General features: G+C 71.2%; 20 protein-coding genes. 6 read left to right on the forward strand and 14 right to left on the reverse strand.

What is annotated here, in order from left to right; translation table 11 throughout:
• Positions 1-24: 24 nt before the first annotated feature.
• The 7 genes from AB0M02_RS40665 to AB0M02_RS40695 all read right to left on the reverse strand — a co-directional run bounded on the left by AB0M02_RS40665 (position 25) and on the right by AB0M02_RS40695 (position 10,441).
• Positions 25-1,821, reverse strand: coding sequence for an NHL domain-containing thioredoxin family protein (locus AB0M02_RS40665; protein WP_364237427.1), 1,797 nt, complete (start codon positions 1,819-1,821; stop codon positions 25-27).
• 87 nt (positions 1,822-1,908) lie between these two features.
• Entirely contained in the window at positions 1,909-5,505 is a 3,597-nt protein-coding gene (locus AB0M02_RS40670) for a hypothetical protein (RefSeq protein WP_364237430.1), read from the reverse strand.
• Positions 5,506-5,856: 351 nt separating this feature from the next.
• Entirely contained in the window at positions 5,857-5,997 is a 141-nt protein-coding gene (locus AB0M02_RS40675) for a hypothetical protein (protein ID WP_364237432.1), read from the reverse strand.
• A gap of 202 nt (positions 5,998-6,199) precedes the next feature.
• Positions 6,200-7,618 (reverse strand): dihydrolipoamide acetyltransferase family protein, encoded by a 1,419-nt coding sequence (locus AB0M02_RS40680; RefSeq protein ID WP_364237434.1) that lies wholly within the window; start codon positions 7,616-7,618, stop codon positions 6,200-6,202.
• A 5-nt stretch (positions 7,619-7,623) separates the two neighbouring features.
• Positions 7,624-8,613 carry an alpha-ketoacid dehydrogenase subunit beta gene (locus tag AB0M02_RS40685; protein WP_364237657.1) on the reverse strand — a complete coding sequence of 330 codons (990 nt, stop codon included), beginning with the start codon at positions 8,611-8,613 and terminating at the stop codon, positions 7,624-7,626.
• Positions 8,610-9,749: a pyruvate dehydrogenase (acetyl-transferring) E1 component subunit alpha gene (gene pdhA, locus AB0M02_RS40690; RefSeq protein WP_364237435.1), complete on the reverse strand. Its 1,140-nt coding sequence runs from the start codon at positions 9,747-9,749 to the stop codon at positions 8,610-8,612. Before pdhA ends, AB0M02_RS40685 begins: the two co-directional genes overlap by 4 nt.
• Positions 9,750-10,273: 524 nt before the next feature.
• Complete coding sequence (locus AB0M02_RS40695; RefSeq protein WP_364237438.1) at positions 10,274-10,441, reverse strand: hypothetical protein; 168 nt, start codon at positions 10,439-10,441, stop codon at positions 10,274-10,276.
• Between the two features lie 14 nt (positions 10,442-10,455).
• On the opposite strand from AB0M02_RS40695, the gene AB0M02_RS40700 reads away from it, so the two are divergent.
• Positions 10,456-10,614 carry a hypothetical protein gene (locus AB0M02_RS40700; RefSeq protein ID WP_364237440.1) on the forward strand — a complete coding sequence of 53 codons (159 nt, stop codon included), beginning with the start codon at positions 10,456-10,458 and terminating at the stop codon, positions 10,612-10,614.
• Positions 10,615-10,628: 14 nt separating this feature from the next.
• Positions 10,629-11,114, forward strand: a complete 486-nt coding sequence (locus AB0M02_RS40705; RefSeq protein ID WP_364237441.1) for a hypothetical protein — start codon at positions 10,629-10,631, stop codon at positions 11,112-11,114.
• 1 nt (position 11,115) lies between these two features.
• Here the strand turns inward: AB0M02_RS40705 and AB0M02_RS40710 are convergent, their stop codons facing one another.
• From AB0M02_RS40710 to AB0M02_RS40720, 3 genes are read right to left on the reverse strand one after another with little or no spacing between them, the layout of a single operon-like run.
• Positions 11,116-12,318 carry a hypothetical protein gene (locus AB0M02_RS40710; protein WP_364237442.1) on the reverse strand — a complete coding sequence of 401 codons (1,203 nt, stop codon included), beginning with the start codon at positions 12,316-12,318 and terminating at the stop codon, positions 11,116-11,118.
• A gap of 33 nt (positions 12,319-12,351) precedes the next feature.
• Positions 12,352-14,031: a GTPase gene (locus AB0M02_RS40715; protein ID WP_364237444.1), complete on the reverse strand. Its 1,680-nt coding sequence runs from the start codon at positions 14,029-14,031 to the stop codon at positions 12,352-12,354.
• Positions 14,028-15,734, reverse strand: a complete 1,707-nt coding sequence (locus AB0M02_RS40720) for an ABC transporter (RefSeq protein ID WP_364237659.1) — start codon at positions 15,732-15,734, stop codon at positions 14,028-14,030. Before AB0M02_RS40720 ends, AB0M02_RS40715 begins: the two co-directional genes overlap by 4 nt.
• Before the next feature lie 372 nt (positions 15,735-16,106).
• Here AB0M02_RS40720 and dnaK point away from each other — a divergent pair, with 372 nt between their 5' ends.
• From dnaK to AB0M02_RS40740, 4 genes are all read left to right on the forward strand, one after another.
• Complete coding sequence (dnaK, locus tag AB0M02_RS40725) at positions 16,107-17,960, forward strand: molecular chaperone DnaK (RefSeq protein ID WP_364237446.1); 1,854 nt, start codon at positions 16,107-16,109, stop codon at positions 17,958-17,960.
• The gene (gene grpE, locus AB0M02_RS40730) at positions 17,957-18,571 is read left to right on the forward strand and encodes a nucleotide exchange factor GrpE (protein ID WP_364237449.1); all 615 of its coding nucleotides are present in this window, start codon (positions 17,957-17,959) and stop codon (positions 18,569-18,571) included. The genes dnaK and grpE overlap by 4 nt, the downstream gene beginning before the upstream one ends.
• Positions 18,572-18,642: 71 nt before the next feature.
• On the forward strand, positions 18,643-19,836 hold the full coding sequence (gene dnaJ / locus AB0M02_RS40735; RefSeq protein ID WP_364237450.1) for a molecular chaperone DnaJ: 1,194 nt from the start codon (positions 18,643-18,645) through the stop codon (positions 19,834-19,836).
• 21 nt (positions 19,837-19,857) lie between these two features.
• Positions 19,858-20,301: a MerR family transcriptional regulator gene (locus AB0M02_RS40740; RefSeq protein ID WP_364237452.1), complete on the forward strand. Its 444-nt coding sequence runs from the start codon at positions 19,858-19,860 to the stop codon at positions 20,299-20,301.
• 65 nt (positions 20,302-20,366) lie between these two features.
• Here the strand turns inward: AB0M02_RS40740 and AB0M02_RS40745 are convergent, their stop codons facing one another.
• The 4 genes from AB0M02_RS40745 to AB0M02_RS40760 all read right to left on the reverse strand — a co-directional run bounded on the left by AB0M02_RS40745 (position 20,367) and on the right by AB0M02_RS40760 (position 23,972).
• Entirely contained in the window at positions 20,367-20,813 is a 447-nt protein-coding gene (locus AB0M02_RS40745; protein WP_364237453.1) for a hypothetical protein, read from the reverse strand.
• A gap of 186 nt (positions 20,814-20,999) precedes the next feature.
• Complete coding sequence (locus AB0M02_RS40750; RefSeq protein ID WP_364237456.1) at positions 21,000-22,211, reverse strand: cation:proton antiporter; 1,212 nt, start codon at positions 22,209-22,211, stop codon at positions 21,000-21,002.
• A gap of 5 nt (positions 22,212-22,216) precedes the next feature.
• Positions 22,217-22,714, reverse strand: a complete 498-nt coding sequence (locus AB0M02_RS40755) for a cation:proton antiporter regulatory subunit (RefSeq protein WP_364237458.1) — start codon at positions 22,712-22,714, stop codon at positions 22,217-22,219.
• 49 nt (positions 22,715-22,763) lie between these two features.
• The gene (locus AB0M02_RS40760) at positions 22,764-23,972 is read right to left on the reverse strand and encodes a sugar efflux transporter (protein WP_364237461.1); all 1,209 of its coding nucleotides are present in this window, start codon (positions 23,970-23,972) and stop codon (positions 22,764-22,766) included.
• Positions 23,973-23,977: the final 5 nt, after the last annotated feature.

The following is a 23,977-nucleotide window of genomic DNA, read 5'->3' on the forward strand; positions in this document are numbered from 1 at the left end:
ATCCGTCACTCGGGGAGAAGTGGTTCACGCGTTCTCGTCCATGCCCCGCAGGATCAGGGGCAGCCGGTCCGGGCCGGACGGGTCGACCACGATCGGCACACCCCAGTCCTGCCGGGTCAGGTGGCAGGCGCCGAACTCGGCGTCCACGTCACAGGTCGCGGCCTGCGCCACCACCTGCAGCACACCCTTCGGCACGTCCGGGTTGAGAACCAGCCGCCGGGACAGGTCGGTGGTCACGCCGTCGCCCTCCAGCAGCAACTCCGCCGGCGAGGCCGAGACGGTGAGCCGCAGCGGCGAGCCGAACTGGCTGTCCAGCTTCTGCCCCGGCGCGGGTGTGAAGATCACGTCGAGGGTGACCTCGCCGGGTGCCAGGTGCGACGGTGGGCGCTCGGTCTTGTGCCGCTCGCCGGTGACCGTCTTGACCACGCCGGGCGCGAGCCGGGTCAGCCGGTGCGCGGCCGACTCCACCACGATGACCTCATTCTTGCTGGTCACAAGCACGTCGCTCGGTTCGGCCAGACCGGAGTCCACGGTGGAGACCTCGTTCGACTGCGGGTCGAAACGGCGTACGGCACCGTTGTAGGTGTCGGCGACCAGGACCGAGCCGTCGGGCAGGGCGGCGACACCGAGCGGGTGCTGGAAGAGTGCCTCGGCGGCCGGGCCGTCCACGTGACCGAAGTCGAACAGGCCCTGCCCGACCGCGGTGTGCAGCGCGCCGTCCTCGACGTAGCGCAGCGCGGAGGTCTCGCTGTCGGCGATCCACAGCCGGGTGCCGTCGGCGCTCACCGAGAGGCCGGACGGCTGGGCCATCCAGACATCGGGGAGCGGCCCGTCGCGCAGCGCCTCGACGGTGGTGCCGGCGTAGACGCCGACGGTGCGCTTGATCGGGTCGAACCACCAGAGCTGGTGGATGCCGGCCATCGCGATGATGACCTTCTCGTCGTACCAGGCCAGGTCCCAGGGGGAGGAGAGGTCGGCGGCGAGCGCGTCGTGCGGGTGGTCGTCCACGGTGGAACGCCACGGCCGTCCGGAACCGGCCACCAGGGTGATCTCTCCGGTGCCGGTGTTCAGCGCGCGGAGCTGGTGGTTGACGGTGTCGGCGATCACGACGTCGTAGCCGACGATCCCGGCGACCTCCTCCGGCAGCAGAACCAGGCCCTGCGGCTCGCTGAACGGCTCACCCCTGTCGGCGCCGAAACGGCGGACCAGGGTCTCGCCGTCGGCGGTCAGCTCGGCCACCGAGTGCCGGGCCGAGTCGGAGACGAGCAGGTTGCCGTTGGGCAGCTCGACGGCCTTGCCGGGGAAGCGGAGCAGGCCGTCGGGTGCGGGCGGCGGAACGTACGGGCCGTCGCCGCGGTGCAGGGTGCCGTCCGCCGCGTGCTTGACGATCAACTCGTCGATCAGGCGGGACAGGCCCTCGGCGTGACCCTCGCCGGCCATCGAGGCGACCAGGTATCCGGTCGGGTCCACCACGGCGAGGGTGGGCCAGGCCTTCGCGGCGTACTGCTGCCAGATGTGCATGTCGCCGTCGTCGACGACCGGGTGGTGCACGCCGTACCGCTCGACGGCGGCTTTGAGAGCCTCCGGGTCGCGCTCGTGCTCGAACTTGGGTGAGTGCACACCGATCACCACGAGCGCGTCGCCGTACTTCTCCTCCAGCGGGCGCAACTCGTCCAGCACGTGCAGGCAGTTGATGCAGCAGAAGGTCCAGAAGTCCAGGACGAGGATCTTGCCGCGCAGATCGGCCAGGGTGAGGGCTTTTCCGCCGGTGTTGAGCCAGCCGCGACCCTTGAGTTCGGGCGCACGCACGCGTGAGTTCATGCGCCCATCGTCCCTCAGCCCTGCGGTCCCACCATCGCGGGACCGCAGGTCATTACTTCGCTCACCTCAGGTGTTCGGGCTCTCACCTCAGGCGTTCGGCTTGAGGCACAGGACCTCGTTGCCGTCGCCCTTGGGCACGACGATGTACGGCTGGGTGGCGTCGGCGCACTGCTCCTTGGCCGGGACGATCGAGACCACCTGGTAGGTGCCGGCCTCGGCGCAGTCGGCCACCACGGGGGTGTCACCGTCCCGCTTGACGCACTGTCCCTGGGAGACCTTGAACTCCTCGTCCCCCGAGATCAAATAGACCAGGCCGAAGACCAGGGCGAGCAGCAGCGCGGCACCGGCCACCACGGCGGCGGTGACCGGAACGGTCCGCACCTTCGCCGGAGTGGGTGTCTCGGGCGACTTGAACTGGTCGAACCGGTTCTGGTCGTCGCCCGGTCCGGGCCAGCTCGTGGTGTCCTCCGGGCTGGGCGGCGTCACCGTGGCGTGCGCTGCCGGGCTGCTCGGGTAGACACCGGCGGTGCCCATCCGCGGGTCCGGCTCACCGGGCATCGGCGGCAGGGCGGGCGCCGGGACGTACGGCGAGTTGGCGCGGCCGGCGACGTCGGTGGTGTGCTCGTTGTACTGGTCCGGGGCGTTGGGCGGTCCGAACGGGTTGCCCGTCGGCGGCGCGAACGGGTTGCCGGACGAGCCGTATTGAGTGCCCGGTTGGGTCGTGGGCGCGGCTGTGCCGTATTGGACACCGGGCTGAGTCGTGGGGGCAGCCGTGCCGTACTGGACGCCGGGCTGGGTCGGTGCCCCGGGCGGCGCGAACGGGTTGCCGGGCTGCGCCGGGGAGCCGGGTGCGCCGTATGGGGTCCCGGGCTGCGCCGGAGATCCGGGTGTGCCGTATTGGGTACCGGGCTGCGCGGGGCTGCCGTATGGGGTGCCGGGCTGCGGGGAGCCGGGTGTGCCGGGCTGTGCCGGGAAGCCAGGCGTGCCGGGCTGGGCCGGGGAACCGGGAGTGCCGGGCTGGGCCGGGGAGCCGGTTGCGCCGGGGAACTGCGGGGAGCCGGGCATGGAGAAGGGCGGGTTGCCGGCCGGCGGGGCGAACGGGGCGCCGCTGCCGGGAGCGGCGCTGCCCGGAGCGTCCGGTGGGCTCACCCGGGCGCTGGCCGAGGCGCGGGCGCTGGCTCGGGCCGGTGACTGCGGTGCGACGCCGGGTGCCTCGCCGGAGAGGGCCGCGGCTATGCCGCCGCTGGGCTCGTCGTCGCCGCGCGGTCCGAACGGGTTGGCACCCTCCGGACGCGGTCCGAACGGGTTGGCACCCTCGGGAGGCGCGCCGAACGGGTTGCCGTCCTCGGGACGCGGTCCGAACGGGTTGGCGTCTTCGGGACGCGGTCCGAACGGGTTGGCGCCCTCGGGGCGCGCGCCGAACGGGTTGGCGTCTTCGGGACGTGCGGCGAGCGGGTTGCTCGGTTCCGGGCGCGCGTAGGGGTTCGTCTCGTCGCGCTGCGGGGTGGCGGGTGCGCCGTAGGTCCCGGCCGCGCGGGCGTGGGCGCCGCTCGGCTCGTCGGCCTGCTGCGGTGAGGCGGAACCGCTGAACGCGCCGCCCGGGGCGCCGGCCTGCGAGAAGGGGCTCGCGGAGTCGTCGCCGGGCTGCGGGAAGCCGCTCTCCGGACGCTGGCCGAACGGGTTCTGGTTGTCCCCGCCCTGCGGCCCGAACCGGTTACCGCTGTCACCCTGCGCGGCGAACGGGCTGTTGTCGCTCTGCGGGGCGAACGGGCTGTTGTCGCTCTGCGGGGCGAACCGGTTGTCGCTCGGTGGGCCGAAGCTGTTGCTGCCCTGGGCGCCGAAGGGGTTGTCGTTCTGCGGGCCGAACGGGTTGTCGTTCTGCGGGCTGAACGGGCTGCCGCTCTGGGGTGCCGGCGGGTCGGTGGCGGGCGGGGTGGCCGGGCTGCCGGTGGTGGACTGCGGGAACGGGATGCCGGTCAGGTTGCCGTGGCCCTCGTCGGCGCGGGCCGGCTCGGGCGTCTCGGCCTCGGAGGGTGCGGCGCGGCCGTAGACGCGGGCCTGCGGTGCGGCGGCCGGGGGCGGTAGTTCGGCGGCGTCGGCCGGGGTCACGCGGATGTTGGGTACCGACGCGCTGGCTGTGACCGGGCGGGCCGAGCCGACCGCGGGCGGGCGCTCGTTGGGGTCGCGCGGCTGTGGCACCGAGCCGCCGGAAGTGGGTGCCGGTGCGGGCGGCGGAGGCACACTGCCGCCGGTGCCCAGGGCGGCGCCGGGCACTCGCTGCGGGAAGCCGGAACCGCCGGTCGGCGACTCGAGCTCCGCTGCCGGAGCCTCGGGCTCGGTCGGGCGCGCGGTGGCGTTGAACGGCTGCTGGCTGCGGATCGGCAGGTCCAGCCCGGGTGCGGCACCGACCGGGTCGGCGTCGGGCGAGCCGGCGGGGGCGCGCAGCGGGAACCCGCCGCTGTCGCCGCGCCGGGTCGGGAACGACTCGGTCGCCCGCGGGCTCTCGGGAGCTGCCGGGGCGGGCTGGCGGCCGCCCTCCTGCTGGAGCCAGCTGTTCTGCGCGGGACCGGCGGTGAAGCCGCCCTCGGCGGGACGGCTCGGTGCGTCCGGAAGATCAGAGAGTGAGGCGCCGGGCACGCGGACCGGCTGGTCACCGAAGGCGGAGAACGGCGTGCTGCGCCCACCGAACTCGTCGGCCGGATTGGTGGCGCCGGGCGTCCGGGTGGGCAGACCACCGGCGCTCGCACCCAGGTCGGGCGCGGGGCGGCCGAGGGAGTTGTCCGGCGCGGGGCGCGCGAACGGGTTGTCCGCGCCGGGGCGGCCGAAGGGATCCGCGTCGCCGCCGGGACGGCCGAACTGGTTGTCGGCGTCGGGCGCGGGGCGGCCGAACTGGTTGTCGGCGTCGGGAGCCGGGCGCCCGAACGGGTCCGCGTCGGGAGCCGGGCGCCCGAACGGGTCCGCGTCGGGGGCGGGGCGGCCGAACGGGTTGTCCGAGGGCGGGGGTGGCGGGACCGCGGCTGAGGCCTGTGCGGGGCGGGCGTGGCCGGGGGCGGCAGGGGTGGCGGGGTCGCCGGGCTGCTGCGGCGCCCACGCGGACTGCGGTGCCTGCGGCTGGCCGGTGCCCGGGTCGGCGTCGAACGGCGAGGCCGGGCGGAAAGAGCCGGACGGCGGTGTGCCGGGTGCGGTGCCGTAGGGCGAGGCTGCGCCGACAGAACCGGAGCCGACAGAACCGGAGCCGACGGAACCGGAGCCCACGGAGGCGGAGCCGACCGAGGCGGCGCCTGAGGCGGGGGCGGCGCCGTAGGTGGAGGCCGAGGTGGGGTACGGCGAGGGGGTTCCCCCTGGTGAGGCGGGTGCGACCGTGCCGTAGGGGGAGGCGGAACCGGGGGTGGGCGAGCCGAACGTGGGGTCGGGCTCGGGCACGCGGGCCGCGCCGTAGGAGGTGCCGCCGGGAGTGGGTCCGGATCCGAATGTGGAGACGGCGGGGACGACGAACGGTGAGCCGCCGTTGGGGGTGCTCTGCGGAGGCGGCCCGTACGAGTTGGGGAAACCCTCGGTGGGCGCGGGAGCCGATGCCCGGCCCGCAGCTCGCTGACCGTCGGGGTCGGGCGGGAAGTTGCCCGACGTGGGTCCGCCCGACGTGGCCTCGGCCGGCTGACCGGCGTGGTGCCCCTCGGACGTCATACGCGCCTCCTCATCGATGCGGCCGTGCCAGCTTTGCACGGACGCGACCCCACCGGCGAGCTTCCGCCGAAGGGCCGTGCCAGCTTTCCGGCCAGGCCGTGCCGGGGTGACCCGGAAATCACCCGGACCCCTCGGTCACCCGCTCCGACCGGCCGCGCCGGACGGGGAACCGTGCCCAACCGTACCGGGCGGGCGCGGCAGTCGGAATCCCGGTGTACGCCCCTGAGGGACGGTTGACCGATCTTCAGAAGTGGTATTTGACACGAAACGGCCCACCCGGGTGATCCGGGTGGGCCGTCTGTAGCGTGTATGCCCCGGTAGGGCCGGTCTCGCAATCGGCGAGACGGCCGATCAGAACTGCGATCGACGCTGGGCGAAGATCGCGATCTCGTCGCGCATGGCCTGCGTGGGCGCTGAGGCCCAGGCGCGGTTGATGGCTCGGGTCTCGCGGCTGATCATCCGACGGCGGCGAATGCGGTCGATCATGCTCATGGCAGTGCTCTTTCCCCCGGCTTGTTGCCGGTCCAGCTTTCTCCACGTGCGTCGCCGGCCGCTTGTGGCGGTCACCGTCGGCGCACGTCCCGGTGATGATCCAAGTATGCGCCGACGGTGAAGCCAGAACCAACTTTTCCGAGGGTGAGCTCGGTCATTCGCCTAACAATCGAAGGTCACATCGCCGCCAGGCCGAAAGTCCTTAGGTCCAGGAGAGAAGTGCCGACTCCGGGTCCTCCAGGAACGTGCCGATGTCGCGCAGGAACCGCGACCCCAGTTCGCCGTCGACGATCCGGTGGTCGAAGGAGAGTCCCAGCGTGGTCACCTGTCGGATTTTGATCTTGCCCTTGTGAACCCACGGGGTGGGCCGGATCGCGCCGAAGGCCAGGATCGCCGACTCGCCCGGAGGCAGGATCGGTGTACCGGTGTCGACGCCGAAGACGCCGACGTTGGTGATCGACAGGGTGCCGCCGGACATGTCGGCCGGCGAGGTCTTGCCCGACTTCGCCGTACGGACCAGTCCGTTCAGCGCCTCGGCCAGTTCCCTCAGGGAGAGCCGGCCGGCGTCCTTGACGTTCGGGACGATCAGGCCGCGCTCGGTCGCCGCGGCGATGCCGAGGTTCACGTACTCCTTGACGACGATCTCGTTCGTCGCCGCGGACCACGTCGAGTTGACCATCGGGTGCCGCTTGACCGCGAGCAGGACGGCCTTCGCCACCAGCAGCAGCGGGGAGACCCGCAGTTCGGCGAACTCGGGCCGGGCCTTCAGCTTGTCGAGGGCCTTCATCGAGCGGGTCACGTCCACGGTCAGGAACTCCGTGACGTGCGGCGCGGTGAACGCGGAGGCGACCATGTTCTCCGCGGTCAGTTTCCGCACACCCTTGACCGGGACGCGCTGCTCGCGGGAGGCGTCGAAGACCGCTGCCGCGGGTGCCGCCGACACGACCTCGGTGGTCCGCGCGACGGCCTTCTGCAGGTCGTCGCGAGTCACCGAACCGAGAGGACCGGTCCCGTTGACCGTGGCGAGGTCGACGCCCAGGTCACGGGCGAGCTTGCGGACAGGAGGTTTGGCGAGAACGGGACCGGCCGTGGCGGGAGGCCGGGCGGACACGGACGCGGGGGCGGCGGGAGTGACCGGTGCCGGCGGGGCCGCCGGTGGTGCCGCGGCAGCCGCCGCAGGCGGGGGAGGCGTGGCCGGAATCGGGGTGCTCACCGGCGTACCGTTGCGGGGTCTTCTTTTGGCGCTTGTGGTCCTCGGGCCGTAACCGACAAGCACAGCCGTGCGCCCGCCCGGAGCCGGACCACCGATGAGGCCCGCCTCGGTCTCCTGGGTCTCCGCCGGGGTCTCCGGAGCGGAAGGCGCCGGCCCGGCACCCGGCTCCGTGTCGATCGAGATGATCGGCTTGCCGACCTCGACCACCGTGCCGGCCTCGTGGAAGATCCGCGTGACGACGCCGCCCCACTTCGCCGGGATCTCGACCGCCGCCTTCGCGGTCTCCACCTCGACGATCGGCTGGTTCAGCTCGATGGTGTCACCGACCTTTACCAGCCAGGCCAGGATCTCGCCCTCGGTGAGGCCCTCACCGAGGTCGGGCAGGTTGAACTCCTTGATCCGCGACATCGGCGTCACCAGCCGAACGAGCGGTCGACGGCGTCCAGCACCCGGTCCAGATCGGGGAGGTACTCCTCCTCGAGCCGCGCCGCCGGGTAGGGCGTGTCGTAACCGGCCACGCGCAGCACCGGCGCCTCCAGGGAGTAGAAGCACTCCTCGGTGATCCGGGCCGCGAGCTCGGCGCCCATGCCCAGGTTGCCCGGCGCCTCGTGCACGACGACCGCGCGACCGGTCCGCCGGACCGACTCGAAGATCACCGGGTAGTCCACCGGCGAGAGCGTGCGCAGGTCGATGACCTCGAGGTTGCGGCCGTCCTCGGCCGCGGCGCTCGCGGCGTCCAGCGCCACCCGAACCATCGGGCCGTACGCGAGAACCGTCGCGTCCGTGCCGGGCCGGGCCACCCGCGCCGCGTGCAGCGGGAACGCCTCGGAGAGGGGCGCGCTCAGGTCGACCTCGCCCTTCTCCCAGTACCGCCGCTTCGGCTCGAAGAAGATGATCGGGTCGTCGGAGAGGATCGACTGCTGGATCATCCAGTACGCGTCGGCGGGGTTCGAACAGGTCACGACCTTGAGGCCGGGAGTGTGCGCGAAGTACGCCTCGGGCGACTCGGAGTGGTGCTCGACCGCGCCGATGCCACCGCCGTACGGAATACGGATGACGATCGGCAGCCGCAGCTTGCCCTTGGACCGGTAGTGCATCTTCGCCACCTGGGCGACGATCTGGTTGTACGCCGGGAAGACGAACCCGTCGAACTGGATCTCGCACACCGGCCGGTACCCACGGATGGCCAGGCCGACCGCGGTGCCGATGATGCCGGCCTCGGCCAGCGGGGTGTCGATGACGCGGTCCTCGCCGAAGTCCTTCTGCAGACCGTCGGTGATCCGGAAGACGCCGCCCAGCTTGCCGACGTCCTCGCCCATGATGACGACCTTGGAGTCGTTCTCCAGCGCGCGGCGCAGGCCGTGGTTGAGGGCCTTGCCCAGGGTGATCGTCTCGGCCATCAGTGCCCACTCCCCTCGAACGACGCCTGGTAGTCGGTGAACGCCCGGCGCTGGTCGTCCAGCTCGCCGGAGCCGTTCGGATAGACGTTGTCGAAGAGCGTGACCGGTTGTGGATCGGGCATCGCCAGCACCCGCTCCCGCAGGTCGAGTGCCTGCTTCTTGGCGGTGTCGTCGACCTCGGTGAAGAAGTCGTCCTTCGCGATCTTCTCCTTGGTCAGGAAGGCCTTGAGCCGGCTGATCGGGTCCTTCGCCTTCCAGGACTCGACCTCGCTGGCGATCCGGTAGCGCGTCGGGTCGTCCGAGCTGGTGTGCGCGCCCATCCGGTACGTGTACGCCTCGATGAGCGTCGGGCCCTGTCCGTTGCGGGCGTTGTCCAGCGCGGCGCGGGTGACCGCGTACGTGGCGAGCACGTCGTTGCCGTCGACCCGGATGCCGGGGAAGCCGTAGCCACCCGCGCGCTGGTAGAGCGGGACGCGGGTCTGGCGCTCCAGGGGCTCGGAGATCGCGTACTGGTTGTTCTGGCAGAAGAAGACGATCGGGGCGTTGAAGACACCGGACCAGACGAACGACTCGTTGACCTCGCCCTGGCTGGTGGCGCCGTCACCGAAATACGCGATCACGGCCTCGCCGTCGGGGCTGCCGGTCTTGCCGTCCATGGTGACGCCCATGGCGTAGCCGGTCGCGTGCAGCGTCTGCGCGCCGATGACGATCGTGTAGGTGTTGAACTTGAACTCGTTCGGATCCCAGCCGCCCTGGTCGACACCGCGGAACAGGCCGAACGGCATGATCGGGTCGATGCCGCGGCAGTAGAGGACGCCGTGCTCGCGATACGTCGGGAACGCCATGTCCTGCGGGCGCAGCGCGCGCCCGGAACCGACCTGTGCGGCCTCCTGCCCGAGCAGGCTGGCCCAGATGCCCAGCTCGCCCTGCCGCTGCAGGGCGACCGCTTCGGCGTCGAGGCGGCGCACGGTGACCAGGTCCCGATAGAGGTCCCGGTACTCCTCGTCGGTGAAGTCGACGGAGTACGTCGTTCCGTCAGCTGTGGTGACGGAGTCGATGCGTTTCCCGTCGGGGGTCAGCAGTTGGACGAAGCCGCCGGCCGGAACATCGGTCCCGGCGTCGCTTCCGCCTTTCGCCATCCGTGTCTCCTGTTTCATCTCTGCGCCCCGCGGCGGGTGTCTCCCGGCCGCGCGGCTGAACCGCGGGGGTCTGCCGCGCCTGACCCGGGTGGGGTTGCCGCGCGGCTTGCTCCGGCAATGCCGTGCATTCACCGGGACGGCCCGCCGTGCCCCGCTGGTTTGGCGGAGGGCGACGGCGGCGGTGCCGTCGCTCCCATCCTGACAGAGGGAGTGAGCGCCGTTACAGATCGCGTGGATCACGAAAAGAGTTTCTAATGACCCATCGTCGGTGGTATTTGTCCGGTTTAGGAGTTTTTGGGAGCTCACTACCGCACGAATGACCCTTCGGCGCCGCTGCCGAATTGCCGCATGCTTCGTTCACCCCTTCGACCGAGACGGATCCGGGTTGACGTTTTCGCTGGGGGGAGTCACGCGGTGCCGCACCCGCACGACGACGACGGCCTCGTGCCGCCACTCAAGGTGCTCCGGAAGCGTCTCAACGGTGTCTATCGGGAGGATCTTGGCTTCTCCGGTCCTACCCGGCGCTACGTGCTGATGGTGGCGTTGCTGGTCGGGCTCGCTTCGGTGCCGACGCTCGCGGTGATCACCGCGGGGTCGAACGAGATCGTCGGGCGGGAGCGGCCGGGGGCGATGGATGCGCCGTTCCTGCCGCCGCCGGTGACCGGGCCGGTGAAGCCGTCGCCGTTACCCACCCATTCGTCCGATAATGATCATCCTGGGGCGGATGCTGTCGATCAGGCGGGTAAAAAGCCGGGCAGATCACCGAAAAGAGCAAATCGGGCAAAGAATCGCGATCGGGGTGATCGAAATGGGGTGGTTCGGCGGCCCGGGGTTGTTCGCGAGCCCGCGCCGGCGCGAACCGTGACCGATCCTCCGGTGGTGCGGGGTCTTCCGGTGGTGCCGGGTCTTCCGGTGGTGCCGGAGGAGGACGACCTGTCCCGGCCGGATCCGCCGGAGGGCTTTCCATCGGTGCCCGACCTGCCCGAGGTGCCGTCGGATCAGGACCACGTCGCCGCACGGCAGGCGGCACCCCAGGAACCGGGCGAGCCGCGGCATCGCCCATGTGAGAGCGCCACCGTCCAGGAGACCTGGTCACGGCGCCGTGAATCCGTTCGTCCAGCACCCAGCCGGAGGTCAGAGGTGACCGAACGCCCGCAGAACATCCGTCCCGCTCGAATACTCGAGCAGAGTTACACCGGCGCCGGCGGCAACGTCCGCCACTCGCTGACCCAGCCGAGGCCGGAGGACCAGCGCACCGGCAACCGGCCGTACCGAGGGCAGCACCGGGCCAGCGACCTGCGCAGCAGCAGAGTGGGACGCCACCATGCTGATCCGGCCGACGAGCATCACCCCGACCAGGGCTGACTCACTCGTCGCGGTTGGCGTCCAGCCAGGCGTCGATCGCGGCGGTGTCGCTCGGGTCGACGCCCTCGGCGATCAGCTGCGCCACCGCCGCGGTCGCCGGGCTGCGCCGTTCGCCGGTGGTGTAGAGCCGTGCGAACTCGGGAATCAGTTCCTCGACGGCGGCCTCGGTCTCCTCAGCAGCCTGTTCCGGCAGGTCACGGCGCCGTACCGAATACGCCGACCAGGCTCGGACGACTCGCGGCAGCATCGCGGCGTCGTCCATGTCCAGCACCGCGCGCCGGTGCACCCAGTCCAGCAGGAACAGGCCCGCGACCGTCGGGCTCCAGCGCAGCAGCTCTCCGCCGGGCAGGGTGGCCGCGTGGTCGGCGAGCAGGCTCAGGCAGAAGTCCAGCGAGGCGCTGTCCTCCGGGGCGGACGCGTTCGTGGGCAGCCCGAAGCGAACCGCCTCGGGTGACGCCAGGAAGTCCCGGACCACGTCGCCCGGATCGGGATCGGCGGGCTCGGTGAGGGGCGGAGTGGTGAGCACCGGGAGCAGGGCCAGCCGGACGGCGGCGAGCGCGCGGTCGGTGGCCAGTGAGCCGTCCGCGGGCAGTTCGCCGAGCTCGTCCGTGATCTGCAGATGCCGGCCGACCTCGTCGCGCAGCCGGCCCGGGTCCTCGGTGCGGAACCAGATCAGCTCGTCGCCGGCGCAGATCGCCCGGATCCGGGTGAGCAGCTCGTCGGCCGAGGTCGCGACGAACACGTCCTTCGTGATGCCGATGTTGTGGTCGACCAGGGCCACGACCGCGTGTTCCGGTCCGCCGTCGGCGCTGTCCTCGTACGCAAACGAGACCACATAGGACGTCTGATCGCCGTACACGTCCCCGTACGCATAGCAGCCGGTGGGTCGCACCCGCCCCAGCTGGGTCGCCCACGACGGCGCCTGCGTCCCGTGTCCCACCTCGGCCGCACCGTCCGCGTCCGGGACCAGGGCGGCGAAGACCTCCCGGATCGTCGTCGCGGCGGGAGTGCGCTGCTGGTCGGTCGCGCTCAGGAACCGCCCGACGAACTCCCGGACCGCCTCGGCGCGGTCGTCGGTCGCGATCGCGTAGACACTGCCGAGCAGGGCGGCGCCGAGCATCTCAGCGTCGAGCGCGCAACCCAGCTTGGTGACGTCGCGGGCCGCGTGCAGCACTGCGTCGTACGCGGTCGGGGAAGCCGGCATGCCGCGAGCCTACGCTCGCGGCACCCCCTCGAACTACTCCGAGCGAACGACTCCGAGCGCTTCCCTCGCCTGGGCGTAGGCGTTCAGGACCTCGCGCACCGGCGAGACCACGTATCCACGGCCGACCTCGGTGATCGCCGCTCGCAGACGCTGCTCGGCGCGGCGTCGCGCGCGCCGGGCACCCGCCGACACGATCGGCTTCAGCAGGAGCCAGAGCAGTAGTCCGGCCAGCAGTCCGCCGAGCAGCAGGACGGTCGGGAGCGGGACGGCGCCCACCTCCGGATAGTCGATCGCGGGGAGGCCGAGGGCGCGCAACGCGTACCCCAGGATCAGCCAGGCGAAGCCGGCGACCGCCGCCGCGAGCAGTGCCCACTGCAGGATCCCGACGGCCTTCCACCAGATCGGCGTGCGTTCCATGCCCAGGTCGGCCTTGGCGACGGCACGGTCGAGCGCGTCCGGCAGGTCGTCAGCCCGGGACCGCGCGGCCGTGTTGATCGCCGGGGCCCAGATGTCGGGCAGCGGCGCGGCGGCGCGGGTGGCCACCGCGCGCACCGAGATGCCGACCGCGGAGCGCTGTGCGGCGTCGGCCGCGGGCACCGACGTCCGCGGAACGATGTCCGTGGACACCGCGTCGGTCTTCGGCTTCTCGCCCAGGTGCAGGCGCCGCAGCGGGTCCGGCCGGAGCCGACGCAGCCCGCGGACCAGCGGCCAGCCGGTCGCCGCCGCGGCGCGATGCCGATAGGCCCCCGCCGTCGCGTCAGCCACCGCGGGCACCCCGGCCGAGGCCGCGAGCGATTCGGTGAGCTGGCGTACGGTCGCCCGGTCCACCTCGTCCTCGGCGGCCGGCGGCCCGATCATGGCGGACATGTCCTCGCTGACCGAGTCCAGGTCGGCGGAGAGGCGGCGCAGCGCGGCCTGCCGGTCGGCGACCGTCTTCTCCAGCGCCTCCCGCAGGTCGGCCAGCATGCCCGGCTGCTTGGCCGAGGTGGCCAGCACCGGGGTGCCGGTGAGCCCGTCCTCCTCCAGGAGCCGGGTGAGATCGCCGAGGACCACCTCGGTGTCACCCGGGCTGAGGCGGTCGGCCTGGTTGAGCACCACGATCGTGACGCCGGCGTGCGCGCTGAACTGGGAGAGGTACGCGCGGTGCAGGATGCGGTCGCCGTACTTCTGCGGGTCGACCACCCAGACGATCTGGTCGACCAGGCCGAGGAGCCGGTCCACCTCGAGGCGGTGGGTGCGCTCGACCGAGTCGAAGTCGGGCAGGTCCAGCAGGACCAGGCCGCGCAGCGAGGCCTCGTCGTCGCCGTCGAGCGCGCTCTCCCGGACGAACCGCTGCCGCGGCAGCACACCGACCCAGTCGAGCAGCCGGTTCGCCGGTTCGAGCGGTCCCCAGACGCAGGCGTGCGCGGTGCCGGTGGTCGGCCGGCGCACCCCGACCTGGGAGAGCTTGAACCGGGCCAGCGCGTTGAACAGGCTCGACTTGCCGCTGCCGGTGCTGCCGGCCAGCGCCACGACGGTGTGCTCCAGCGACAGCGAGAGCCGGTTGCCGGCGCGCTCCACCAGGGTGTGCGCGGTCACCAGTTCGCCGTCCGGCAGGTACGGACCGACGGCCCGCAGGAACCGGGACAGCGCTTCGAGTCGCCGGGCCAGCTCCTCGGCGTTGACTTGTTCCTGGGTACCGACTTCGGACAGGCCGTTCTCCACCAGACTCATGACCCCGATCCGGTCAACGCGAGTTCCTTACGGGCGCTTTCCACCTCGGCGGCCGCCTGGCGCAACAGGCCACCGGGCTCCACCTCGAGACGTACGGCGGCGGTCCGCTCGGTGAACCGGGCGGCCTCCGCCTCGAACAGGTCGTCCACCCTGGCCAGCAGTTCGGTCCGGGCCCGGGTGGCGAGGGTCCGGATGGCCTGGTCGCCGAAGACGGCCTCGAGCACCTTCTGCGCGGCGACCGCGCTGCCGGCACCCGCGGCGACCTCCAGGCCGGTGGGGATGAACGCGGTCGTGGTGAAGACCGCGATCATGACGGCCAGTCCGGCGCCGTTCACCGCGTACGCCGCGCCTCGGGCGACCGACCGCTTGTCGGCGCCCTCGCGCCGGACCATCTCGAGCACCCACTGCTGCCAGTCCCGGACCAGCCGGTCAGCCCGCTCCGTCAGATCGTCGGAGGCCTTCTGCAGCTCGGGCAGGAGCAGGGCGGCGCCGGCCGGATGCGACTGCCAGGCCGCATACGCCTGCTCGGCGGCGTCCGCCGAGACCCCGCGCAGCAGCGTGACCAGCTGCGACTCCATGGCGACCTGGAGATTGCGGCCGGGTGCCGGACGGCCGCTGACCGCCGCGACGAGCCGGTCCCGGAGGTGGCCCACCCGGGACTCCAGGCTGCGCAGGAACTCGCCGGTGCCGATGAACTCCTGCCAGCGGGCCAGCACCTCGCCGCGGAGCAGCCGGCCGTCCTGCAGGCCCTCCTCGGTGGTGTGCCGCGCGTTGCGATACGCGGCCTCGACGCGTTCGTCGAGGCCGCGGGCGGTCTGCAGCTGCTCGTCGGCGGCCTCGGCCAGGCCGACGAGCGCCGGGGCGAGCGCACCGAGCGCGCCGTCCAGGGTCTGCCGGACGACGGCGTCGCGGGCGTTCGCGTCGGCGGCCAGCTTGGCGAACCAGAGGCGCATCGGGCCGACCGCCGAGTCCGGCAGCAGGCCGCGGCCGTCGAGCTCGGTCTCCGGCAGCACGAACAGCGGCGCGGCGCCGAGGTCGTGCGCGGTGAGCATCTCGCCGAGGTGCGCGGCGACCTCCGCTGCCCCCTCGACCGGAGCGCGGTCGAGCACCAGCGCGATCACGGTGCCGCGCAGCCGGGCGGTCTTCAGCAGCTCCCACGGGACGGCGTCCGCGTACCGCGCGGCGGTGGTGACGAACAGCCAGAGGTCGGCGGCGGCCAGCAACTGGGCCGCGAGCTGGCGGTTGTGGTCGACCACCGAGTCGACGTCCGGCGCGTCCAGCAGGGCCAGGCCGGGGCCGATGGTCGGCGCCGGCACGACCTGCAACGCGTTCGGGTCGGTGCTCGGCTCGCTGGTGCGGATCAGGCCGGGGAGCAGGCCGCCGCGGCCGAACCAGCTCAGGTCGCCCGGGTGGGCGATCAGCACCGGGGACCGGGTGGTCGGGCGCAGCACGCCGGCGGTGCTCACCGGCGCCTGGACCAGGCTGTTGACCAGCGTCGACTTGCCGGCGCCGGTGGAACCGCCGACGACCACGAGCAGGGGTGCGTCGAGACGTGCCAGCCGGGGCAGCAGGTAGTCGTTGACCTGCGCGAGCAAGGCGCTGCCGACGTTGCGGGCCTCATCGGCCGAGGGCAGCACCAAGGGGTACGAGACCGCGCCGAGCGCCGCTCGTAATCGGCTCAGCGCCGTCGCGAGGCGTCCCAGAGCCGGTGGCACCGCCACCAGGTCGGTGCTTGTTCCCTGGTTCACCGGACGGGTCCGGTCCGTCCCCGTACGCTCTGATGGGCCACTGGCTGCCTGATCTTTCTCATCCGGTACGGCGGGGACGGCGGAAAGGGCCGACGGACCGACCGCGTCTCCGTGCGTCGTCACGGGTAAAGCGTGCACGATCTATGCATCGAGGACAACGGGTCCCGGTATGCCGTGACCGGACAGGTATGTAGGTGATTCTTCACCACCTGTCTCACGCGCCGACTTGCGCCTCGCAGACTCAACTTCGATTTGACGGTGTGCGGCCGCGTGGCATCATTGAGTCGGTTCCACTCAACCCTGTATCGGTAAGAAGCGAGGAACACCATGGCACGTGCGGTCGGCATCGACCTCGGCACCACGAACTCCTGCGTCAGCGTTCTGGAAGGAGGCGAGCCCACCGTCATCGCCAACGCGGAGGGCTCCCGGACGACCCCGTCCATCGTCGCCTTCGCCCGCAACGGCGAGGTGCTCGTCGGTGAGGTCGCCAAGCGTCAGGCGGTGACGAACCCCGACCGGACCATTCGCTCGGTGAAGCGGGAGATCGGGACCAGCTGGTCGATCGACATCGACGGCAAGAAGTACACCCCCCAGGAGATCTCCGCCCGGGTGCTGATGAAGCTCAAGCGCGACGCCGAGGCGTACCTGGGTGAGCAGATCACCGACGCGGTAATCACCGTCCCGGCGTATTTCAACGACGCGCAGCGGCAGGCCACCAAGGAGGCCGGTGAGATCGCGGGTCTGAACGTCCTGCGCATCGTCAACGAGCCCACCGCGGCCGCCCTGGCGTACGGGCTGGACAAGGGCTCCAAGGAGCAGACCGTCCTGGTATTCGACCTCGGCGGCGGCACGTTCGACGTCTCCCTGCTGGAGCTGGGCGACGGCGTCATCGAGGTGAAGTCGACCTCCGGTGACAACCACCTGGGCGGCGACGACTGGGACCAGCGGATCATCGATCACCTGGTCAAGACCTTCCGCGGCGAGCACGGCATCGACCTGTCCCAGGACAAGATGGCCCTGCAGCGTCTGCGCGAGGCCGCGGAGAAGGCGAAGATCGAGCTCTCCGCCGCGACCACGACCAGCATCAACCTGCCGTACATCACGGCCGGCGCCAACGGCCCATTGCACCTGGACACCACGCTCAACCGCAGCGAGTTCCAGCGCATGACGCAGGACCTGCTGGACCGTTGCAAGGGCCCGTTCGAGTCCGCGATCAAGGACGCCGACGTCAAGCTCTCCGACATCGACCACATCATCCTGGTCGGCGGCTCGACGCGGATGCCCGCGGTGACCGAGCTGGTGAAGAGCCTGACCGGCCGCGACCCGAACAAGGGCGTCAACCCGGACGAGGTCGTCGCCGTCGGCGCCGCGCTGCAGGCCGGTGTGCTCAAGGGCGAGGTCAAGGACGTCCTGCTGCTCGATGTGACCCCGCTGTCGCTGGGCATCGAGACCAAGGGCGGCATCATGCACAAGCTGGTGGAGCGCAACACCACCATCCCGGCGCACCGCTCCGAGGTCTACACCACGGCTGACGACAACCAGCCCTCCGTGCTGATCCAGGTCTACCAGGGTGAGCGCGAGATGGCGGCGTACAACAAGAAGCTCGGCACCTTCGAGCTCAGCGGCATCGCGCCGGCGCCGCGCGGCGTGCCGCAGATCGAGGTCTCCTTCGACATCGACGCGAACGGCATCGTGCACGTGTCCGCCAAGGACCTGGGCACGGGCAAGGAGCAGAAGATGACGATCACCGGCGGCTCCGCGCTGCCGAAGGAAGACATCGAGCGCATGATGCGCGACGCTCAGGACCACGCGGACGACGACAAGAAGCGCCGCGAGGACGCGGAGGCCCGCAACCTGGCGGAGCAGCTGCAGTGGCAGACCGAGAAGTTCCTCGCGGAGAGCGGCGACAAGCTCCCCGAGGAGAGCAAGAGCAAGATCAACGAGGCGCTGGGCGAGCTGCGCGGCGCTCTCGGCGGTACCGACATCGAGAAGATCAAGTCGGCGCACGAGCGGCTGTCGCAGGTTTCCCAGGAGGCCGGTTCGCTGCTCTACTCGCAGGGTGAGACCCCGCAGGCCGCCCCCGGTGGCGCTGGTGCTCCGGGCGACGCGCCCGGTGCCGGCCCGGCCACCGGTGGCGACGACGTCGTCGACGCCGAGATCGTGGAGGACGACAAGAAGTGAGTGCCAGGGACGACGAGAACGACGGTCCGGCGACCGAGCGGGAAGTCATCCAGGGCGAGATCGATGTGACGGCCGAGGAGACCACCGCCGAGGAGAAGCCGGTGAAGGTGCCTGGTGCACACCGTGCTCCCGAGGAGGAGGACGAGGCGCCGGCGACCGGGGAGAAGTCGGGCCTCGGCGCCGAGCTGGCGTCGCTGCGCAACGAGCTCGACGAGCGGACGCACGACCTGCAGCGGGTGACCGCGGAGTATGCGAACTACCGCAAGCGGGTGGATCGCGACCGGGGTGCCGCCGCCGAGCAGACGACCGGCAAGGTCCTCACCGACCTGCTCCCGGTGCTGGACGACATCGACCGGGCCCGGGAGCACGGCGACCTGGTCGGGCCGTTCGCCGCGGTGGCGGAGCAACTCACCGCGGTGACCGGCAAGCTCGGGCTGGTCGCGTTCGGGGAGAAGGGCGACCCGTTCGACCCGAATCGCCACGAGGCCGTCGCGCACCAGACGTCCGCGGACGTCGGGGAGCCGACCTGCGTCGAGGTGATGCGCCGCGGCTACACGCTGGGGGAGCGGCTGCTTCGCCCGGCTATGGTCGCGGTGGCCGACCCGGAGTGAAATACATCGTGTCCCGCCCGCCGGTCCGCCGGCGGGCGGGCCGTAACCGCACCGTCGAGGAGGTGGACTGAATGAGCTCGAAGGACTGGCTCGAGAAGGACTTCTACGCTGTCCTCGGCGTAACCAAGTCCGCCTCACCCGACGAGATCAAGAAGGCGTACCGGAAGCTCGCCCGGGACCTTCACCCCGACCGCAACCCTGGCAACAAGGAGGCGGAGGAGAAGTTCAAGGCGGCGTCCGAGGCGTACGACGTGCTGGCCGACGACAAGAAGCGCAAAGAGTACGACGAGATGCGCTCGCTGTTCGGCTCGGGCGCGTTCCGTCGCGGCGCGCGCTCCGGCGCGGGCGGTGCCCAGTTCGACCCGTCCGACCTGTTCGGCGGGTTCTCCGGGGCCGGTGCCGGTGCCGACCGCCGGTTCGGCGGCAGCGGGTTCTCGGACATCTTCAGCTCGATCTTCTCCGGTGGCGCCGGTCCGGGTGGTCCGGCGGCGCGGCGTGGCCCGCAGCGCGGCCGGGACGTCGAGACCGAGGTGACGCTGGACTTCGGCCAGGCGGTTCGCGGAACCACGCTGCCGCTCAGCCTGCGGACACCCGGCGCCTGTGACACGTGCCGGGGCTCCGGGGCGAAACCGGGCACCACGCCGAGGTCGTGTCCGAAGTGCCACGGCAGCGGCCTGATCTCCAGCAACCAGGGTTCGTTCAGCTTCTCCGAGCCGTGTCGTGACTGCCAGGGCTCGGGCAGCATCGTGGACGAGAAGTGCCCGGAGTGCCGGGGTTCGGGCGGGGTCACCAAGACCCGGACGATCAACGTGCGGTTCCCGGCCGGCGTGGCCGACGGCCAGCGGATCCGGCTCAGCGGCCGGGGCGAACCGGGCGATCGCGGCGGTGCGGCCGGCGACCTGTACGTGCAGGTCAAGGTGCGACCGGACGACCTGTTCGGGCGCAGCGGCGACGACCTGACGCTGACCGTCCCGATCACCGTCGCCGAGGCCGTGCTCGGCACCGACCTGAAGGTGCCCACGCTGGACGGCCCGGTCACCCTGCGGGTGCCGCCGGGCACCCCCAGCGGCCGGAAACTGCGGGCCCGCGGCAAGGGCGTGGTCCGCAAGGAGGGCCAGTCGGGCGACCTGATCGTCACCGTCGAGGTACAGATCCCGGCCGGCGTGACCGGCGAGGCACGGGACGCGCTGGAGAAGTTCGCGAAACTCACCCCGCCGCCGGCGCGGGAACGGCTCGACGCACGCCTGCGACGAGCCACTGGTTAGGGCCCTCCCGGGAGGTGGCACATGTATGAAGAGATCAGCATCTCTGTGGAACAGGCCTCCGACGCGAAGGTTCTGATCATCTCGGTGGCCGCACGGCTGGCCGGGATGCACCCGCAGACGCTGCGGCAGTACGACCGGCTGGGGCTTGTGCAGCCCGGCCGGGCGGGCGGCGGCGGCCGGAGGTACAGCGAACGCGATGTCGCGCTGCTCCGCGAGGTGCAGCGACTCAGCCAGGAGGACGGCGTCAACCTGGCCGGCATCAAGCGCATCATCGGCCTCGAGCAGCTGGTCGGTGATCTGCAGCAGCGAGTGGCCGAGCTCGAGGATCAGCTGGACGAGGCCCACGCGCGGATCGCCCAGATGGACGCGATGACCAGCCCGTACGCGAGCCGCGACCTGGTGCGTCAGGAGCGGCACTCGACGGCGCTCGTGGTCTGGCGCCCGCGCCGGTCTCCGGACAGATAGAAGAACGGCGGCCCCGGTGGGGGCCGCCGTTACTACTCGTAGTTATCGTCTGAATACTCCGCGTGTCAGCGCCGGTTGAAGAGACCGAGCCGCCGCGGGTGGCGGACCAGGCCGCCCTCCATCCAGTCGTGGTGGTCATACAGCTCCGGCCGGGTCATCAGGACCCGGCAGTTGTGGGCCCAGATCTGCATGGGCTCGTCGCCGACCTCCTCGGCGCGCTCCACGAACTTCTTCAGCCGGCGCTTGCGCTGCCCGCTGGCGTTCTGCCGCACGCCGTCGGCGGCGTAGATGTACATGCAGTGCTGTGCGAACCGGCGGGCCGGGCACTGCCGGTCCATGGCCAGTTCGAACAGCGTGGGGCCGAGCACGTCGCCCGCGATCAGAAGGTCCCAGTCCTTCGGCATGGAGTGCAGGGGGACCGAATCGGGGTTGTAGGCCCAGGACTGAAGTTCGTCTGGGCGGGGATCCACGGGGTTGCCGAATCCGAGGAATGTCGCTTCTCGCACGCTCACGCCGCCGCCTCACTCAACCGTTCACAGCGCGCCACCGCCGGGAAGAGTCGGTGGCAGTGTCGAACGTCCCAATACTCAGAGTCGTCGCCGCGCAACGGTAGCGCGCTGAGTGTGTCTACGGAAGTGTCAAGGGCTCACATTCAGATACTGGACAGTAACTTTGGGCTTTCTCAATGGAGACGCAGGTCACTCCGGGGACGGCAGGGGTTTGGCGGCCTGTTGCATGGCCGACATCCGCCGCCTCACCAGGTTCTTGAACCAGCGGTAATCGGGCAGCCGCGCAAGCATCGGACCGGACACCACGGTGATCAGAACATAGGCCGTCGCGAGCGGGGCGAGCCGCGGATCGACGCCGTAGACGACCGCGAGCCCGGCGATGACGACCGAGAACTCGCCCCGGGGCATCAGTGCCAGACCGGCGCGCAGCCGGCCGGGGAGCGCGATGCCCGCGCGCCGGGCCGCCAGGTATCCGGTCAGCACCTTGGTCAGCATGGTCAGCACGGCGAGGCCCAGCGCGGGCAGGAGCACCGCCGGCATGTCGGCCGGGTCCGTGGAGAGCCCGAAGAAGACGAAGAAGACCGCGGCGAACAGGTCACGCAGCGGCGACAGGATCTGGGTGGCGTGGTGCGCGACCGGCCCGGAGAGCGCGATGCCGACAAGGAACGCGCCGACCGCCTCGGAGACCTTCAGCTCGCCGGCCACACCGGCGACGAAGAGAGTCAGGCCGAGGACGCTGAGCAGCAGCGCCTCCGGGTCCTTCACCGACATGAAACGGCTGATCTCCCGGCCGTACCGGATCGCGACGACGAGCACCGCGATGACCGTGACCACAGCGACGCCGAGCGTGCTCAGCCCGTTGACCACGCCGGCGCCGGCCAGCACCGCGGTGGCGATCGGTAGGTAGAAGGCCATCGCGAGGTCCTCGATCACCAGGACCGAGAGGATCACCGGCGTCTCGCGGTTACCGACCCGGCCCAGGTCGCTGAGCACCTTGGCGATGACACCGGACGAGGAGACCCAGGTGATGCCGGCCAGCACCAGGGCGGCCTGCCAGCCCCAGCCGAGCAGGAACGCGAACGCCGCGCCGGGCAGCGCGTTGAGCACCATGTCGATCAGCCCGGCCGGGGCCGCCGAGCGCAGGTTGTCGACGAGTTCGTCGGCGGAGTATTCCAGGCCGAGCATGACCAGCAGCAGGATGACGCCGATCTGGGCGCCGATCCCGATGAACTCCTGACTGGCCGAGAGCGGGACGATGCCGCCGCTGCCGAACGCGAGACCGGCCAGCAGATAGAGCGGAATCGGGGAGAGGCCGAAGCGCCGTCCCAGGCGACCGAGCATGCCGAGGCCGAACAGCAGTGCGCCGATCTCGATGAGCAGGATCGTCGTGTGGTGTTCCACAGCGCTCAGCCGTCGTCGTCGCCGGCCAGGATGGCGGTGACGCCGTCCAGGCCCTTGCGGGTGCCGACCGCCACCACCACGTCGTTCGCCTCGAACTTGAACGTGGGATCGGGCGAGGCGATCACCTCCCGGTCGCGCAGCACGGCCACGATGGAGGCGCTGGTGCGGCTGCGGGCCCGGGTGTCGCCGAGCTTGCGGCCCACGAACGGCGAGCCGGCGGGCAGGGCGATCTGCTCGGTGAGCAGGCCGGCGGCCTGCTGGCGCAACCCGGCGAGCTGCCCGAGCATCAGGGAGGCGCCGAGGACGTCGGCCAGGGCCTCCGCCTCGTCGTCGGTGAGCGGGATCGAGGCGAGACTCGAGTCGGGATCGTCGACGTCGTAGAGCACGAGGTCCCGGCGGCCGTTGCGGTGCGAGACCACCCCGACCGTCCGGCCCGAGGACGTCACCAGGTCATGGCGGACGCCGATTCCCGGCAGCGGAGTCTGTTCCACCCGTACGCGCACGATCTCAACGTTAGCCCGCAGTGCACCCGTTTCGTGCCGCGAGGTCGTATTACGCCTGTTCAGCAGTGGATTTCTGATCCACTTCGGTCATCTCCGGTGAGGGGCGCGGCGGCCGGAAGATCAGGAGCAGGGCCAGACCGAGCACGCTCAGTCCCAGGTTGAGCCCGTACGCCAGGCGGAAGCCGAACTCCTGTGCCAGGCCGAAGAGCGGCGCGGCCAGGATCTGCCCGATCGGGAACATGTTGGTGAACATGGTCGTCGCCCGCCCCGGATAGCGGGGCATCATGTCCTGGAAGAACGAGATGCCGAGGCCGGACACGGCGGCGATCATGATGGCGTTCGGTACCTGTGCGACCGCCAGCATCCACACCGAGTCGGCCGAGGCGACGACAGCCTGGTACACGACACCGCAAACGGCTCCGGCCAGGATGATCCGACGCAGCGGCATCCGGGTGGAGAGCAGGCCGAAGCCGAGCATCAGCGGGATCTCCAGCGCGGCGCAGAGACCCAGGATCAGGCCGGTGGCGCCGACGGTCCCGCCGAGCTCGGTGGTGACGAACAACGGCATGGCCTGGACGCTGAGCACCATCGACGTCTGCAGCAGGGCGAAGCCGGCCAGGAGTGGGTAGATGACCCACGGCGTGCGCGGGGGCGCATCCTCGCCCTCCCGGGGTGCGGCCGGTGCCTCCACCTCCGGCAGCCAGCGGACCACCACCAGGGCCGCGATCAGGTACATCAGAGCGGCCGTGCCGTAGACGTACTGGAAGTCGCCGACTTCGAGCAGGAAGGCGGCCAGCGACGGGCCGCCGACCCAGGCGATCGAGAAGACGGTGCGCAGCGCGCTGATGCCCAGGGCGGCCCGGTTCGGATCGTCCTGTTGGAGCACCTGTCGTGCGTACGCGAAAGATTGGGGGAAGAGTGACCCGGCGATGGCCGTTGCCGTAGCAGTGAGCGCAAGGAGCACCCAGTAATCGCGGATCACCGCGGTCAGACCGCTGCCGGCGCAGCCGGCGAGGGCGGCGATGATCAGCAGCAAGCGCCGCATCGGTCGGCGGTCCGAGATCCGGCCGATGGCCCAGGACACCGCCACGCCCGAGAGGGAAGCGGTCACCAGGAAGAAGGTGACCTGAATCGGACTGGCCTCGACGGCGGTGCTGAGAAACAGGCCGAGAAAGGGTCCGACCACAGCGGTCGCGATGCCGGTGTTGAGGAAGACGAGGCCGAGCGGGAGCAACCGGCGGGACAGTGACACGACCATGGACG

This window comes from Actinoplanes sp. NPDC051861, assembly GCF_040681145.1.
Taxonomy (GTDB): Bacteria; Actinomycetota; Actinomycetes; order Mycobacteriales; family Micromonosporaceae; genus Actinoplanes.

What these genes read in the sequence shown, in the direction of transcription:
- AB0M02_RS40665 (WP_364237427.1), bottom strand. Translation starts at nt 1,821, where the DNA reads ATGAACTCACGCGTGCGTGCGCCCGAACTCAAGGGTCGCGGCTGGCTC.
- AB0M02_RS40670 (WP_364237430.1), bottom strand. Translation starts at nt 5,505, where the DNA reads ATGACGTCCGAGGGGCACCACGCCGGTCAGCCGGCCGAGGCCACGTCG.
- AB0M02_RS40675 (WP_364237432.1), bottom strand. Translation starts at nt 5,997, where the DNA reads ATGAGCATGATCGACCGCATTCGCCGCCGTCGGATGATCAGCCGCGAG.
- AB0M02_RS40680 (WP_364237434.1), bottom strand. Translation starts at nt 7,618, where the DNA reads ATGTCGCGGATCAAGGAGTTCAACCTGCCCGACCTCGGTGAGGGCCTC.
- pdhA (WP_364237435.1), bottom strand. Translation starts at nt 9,749, where the DNA reads ATGGCGAAAGGCGGAAGCGACGCCGGGACCGATGTTCCGGCCGGCGGC.
- AB0M02_RS40700 (WP_364237440.1), top strand. Translation starts at nt 10,456, where the DNA reads ATGATCATCCTGGGGCGGATGCTGTCGATCAGGCGGGTAAAAAGCCGG.
- AB0M02_RS40710 (WP_364237442.1), bottom strand. Translation starts at nt 12,318, where the DNA reads ATGCCGGCTTCCCCGACCGCGTACGACGCAGTGCTGCACGCGGCCCGC.
- AB0M02_RS40715 (WP_364237444.1), bottom strand. Translation starts at nt 14,031, where the DNA reads ATGAGTCTGGTGGAGAACGGCCTGTCCGAAGTCGGTACCCAGGAACAA.
- dnaK (WP_364237446.1), top strand. Translation starts at nt 16,107, where the DNA reads ATGGCACGTGCGGTCGGCATCGACCTCGGCACCACGAACTCCTGCGTC.
- dnaJ (WP_364237450.1), top strand. Translation starts at nt 18,643, where the DNA reads ATGAGCTCGAAGGACTGGCTCGAGAAGGACTTCTACGCTGTCCTCGGC.
- AB0M02_RS40740 (WP_364237452.1), top strand. Translation starts at nt 19,858, where the DNA reads ATGTATGAAGAGATCAGCATCTCTGTGGAACAGGCCTCCGACGCGAAG.
- AB0M02_RS40760 (WP_364237461.1), bottom strand. Translation starts at nt 23,972, where the DNA reads ATGGTCGTGTCACTGTCCCGCCGGTTGCTCCCGCTCGGCCTCGTCTTC.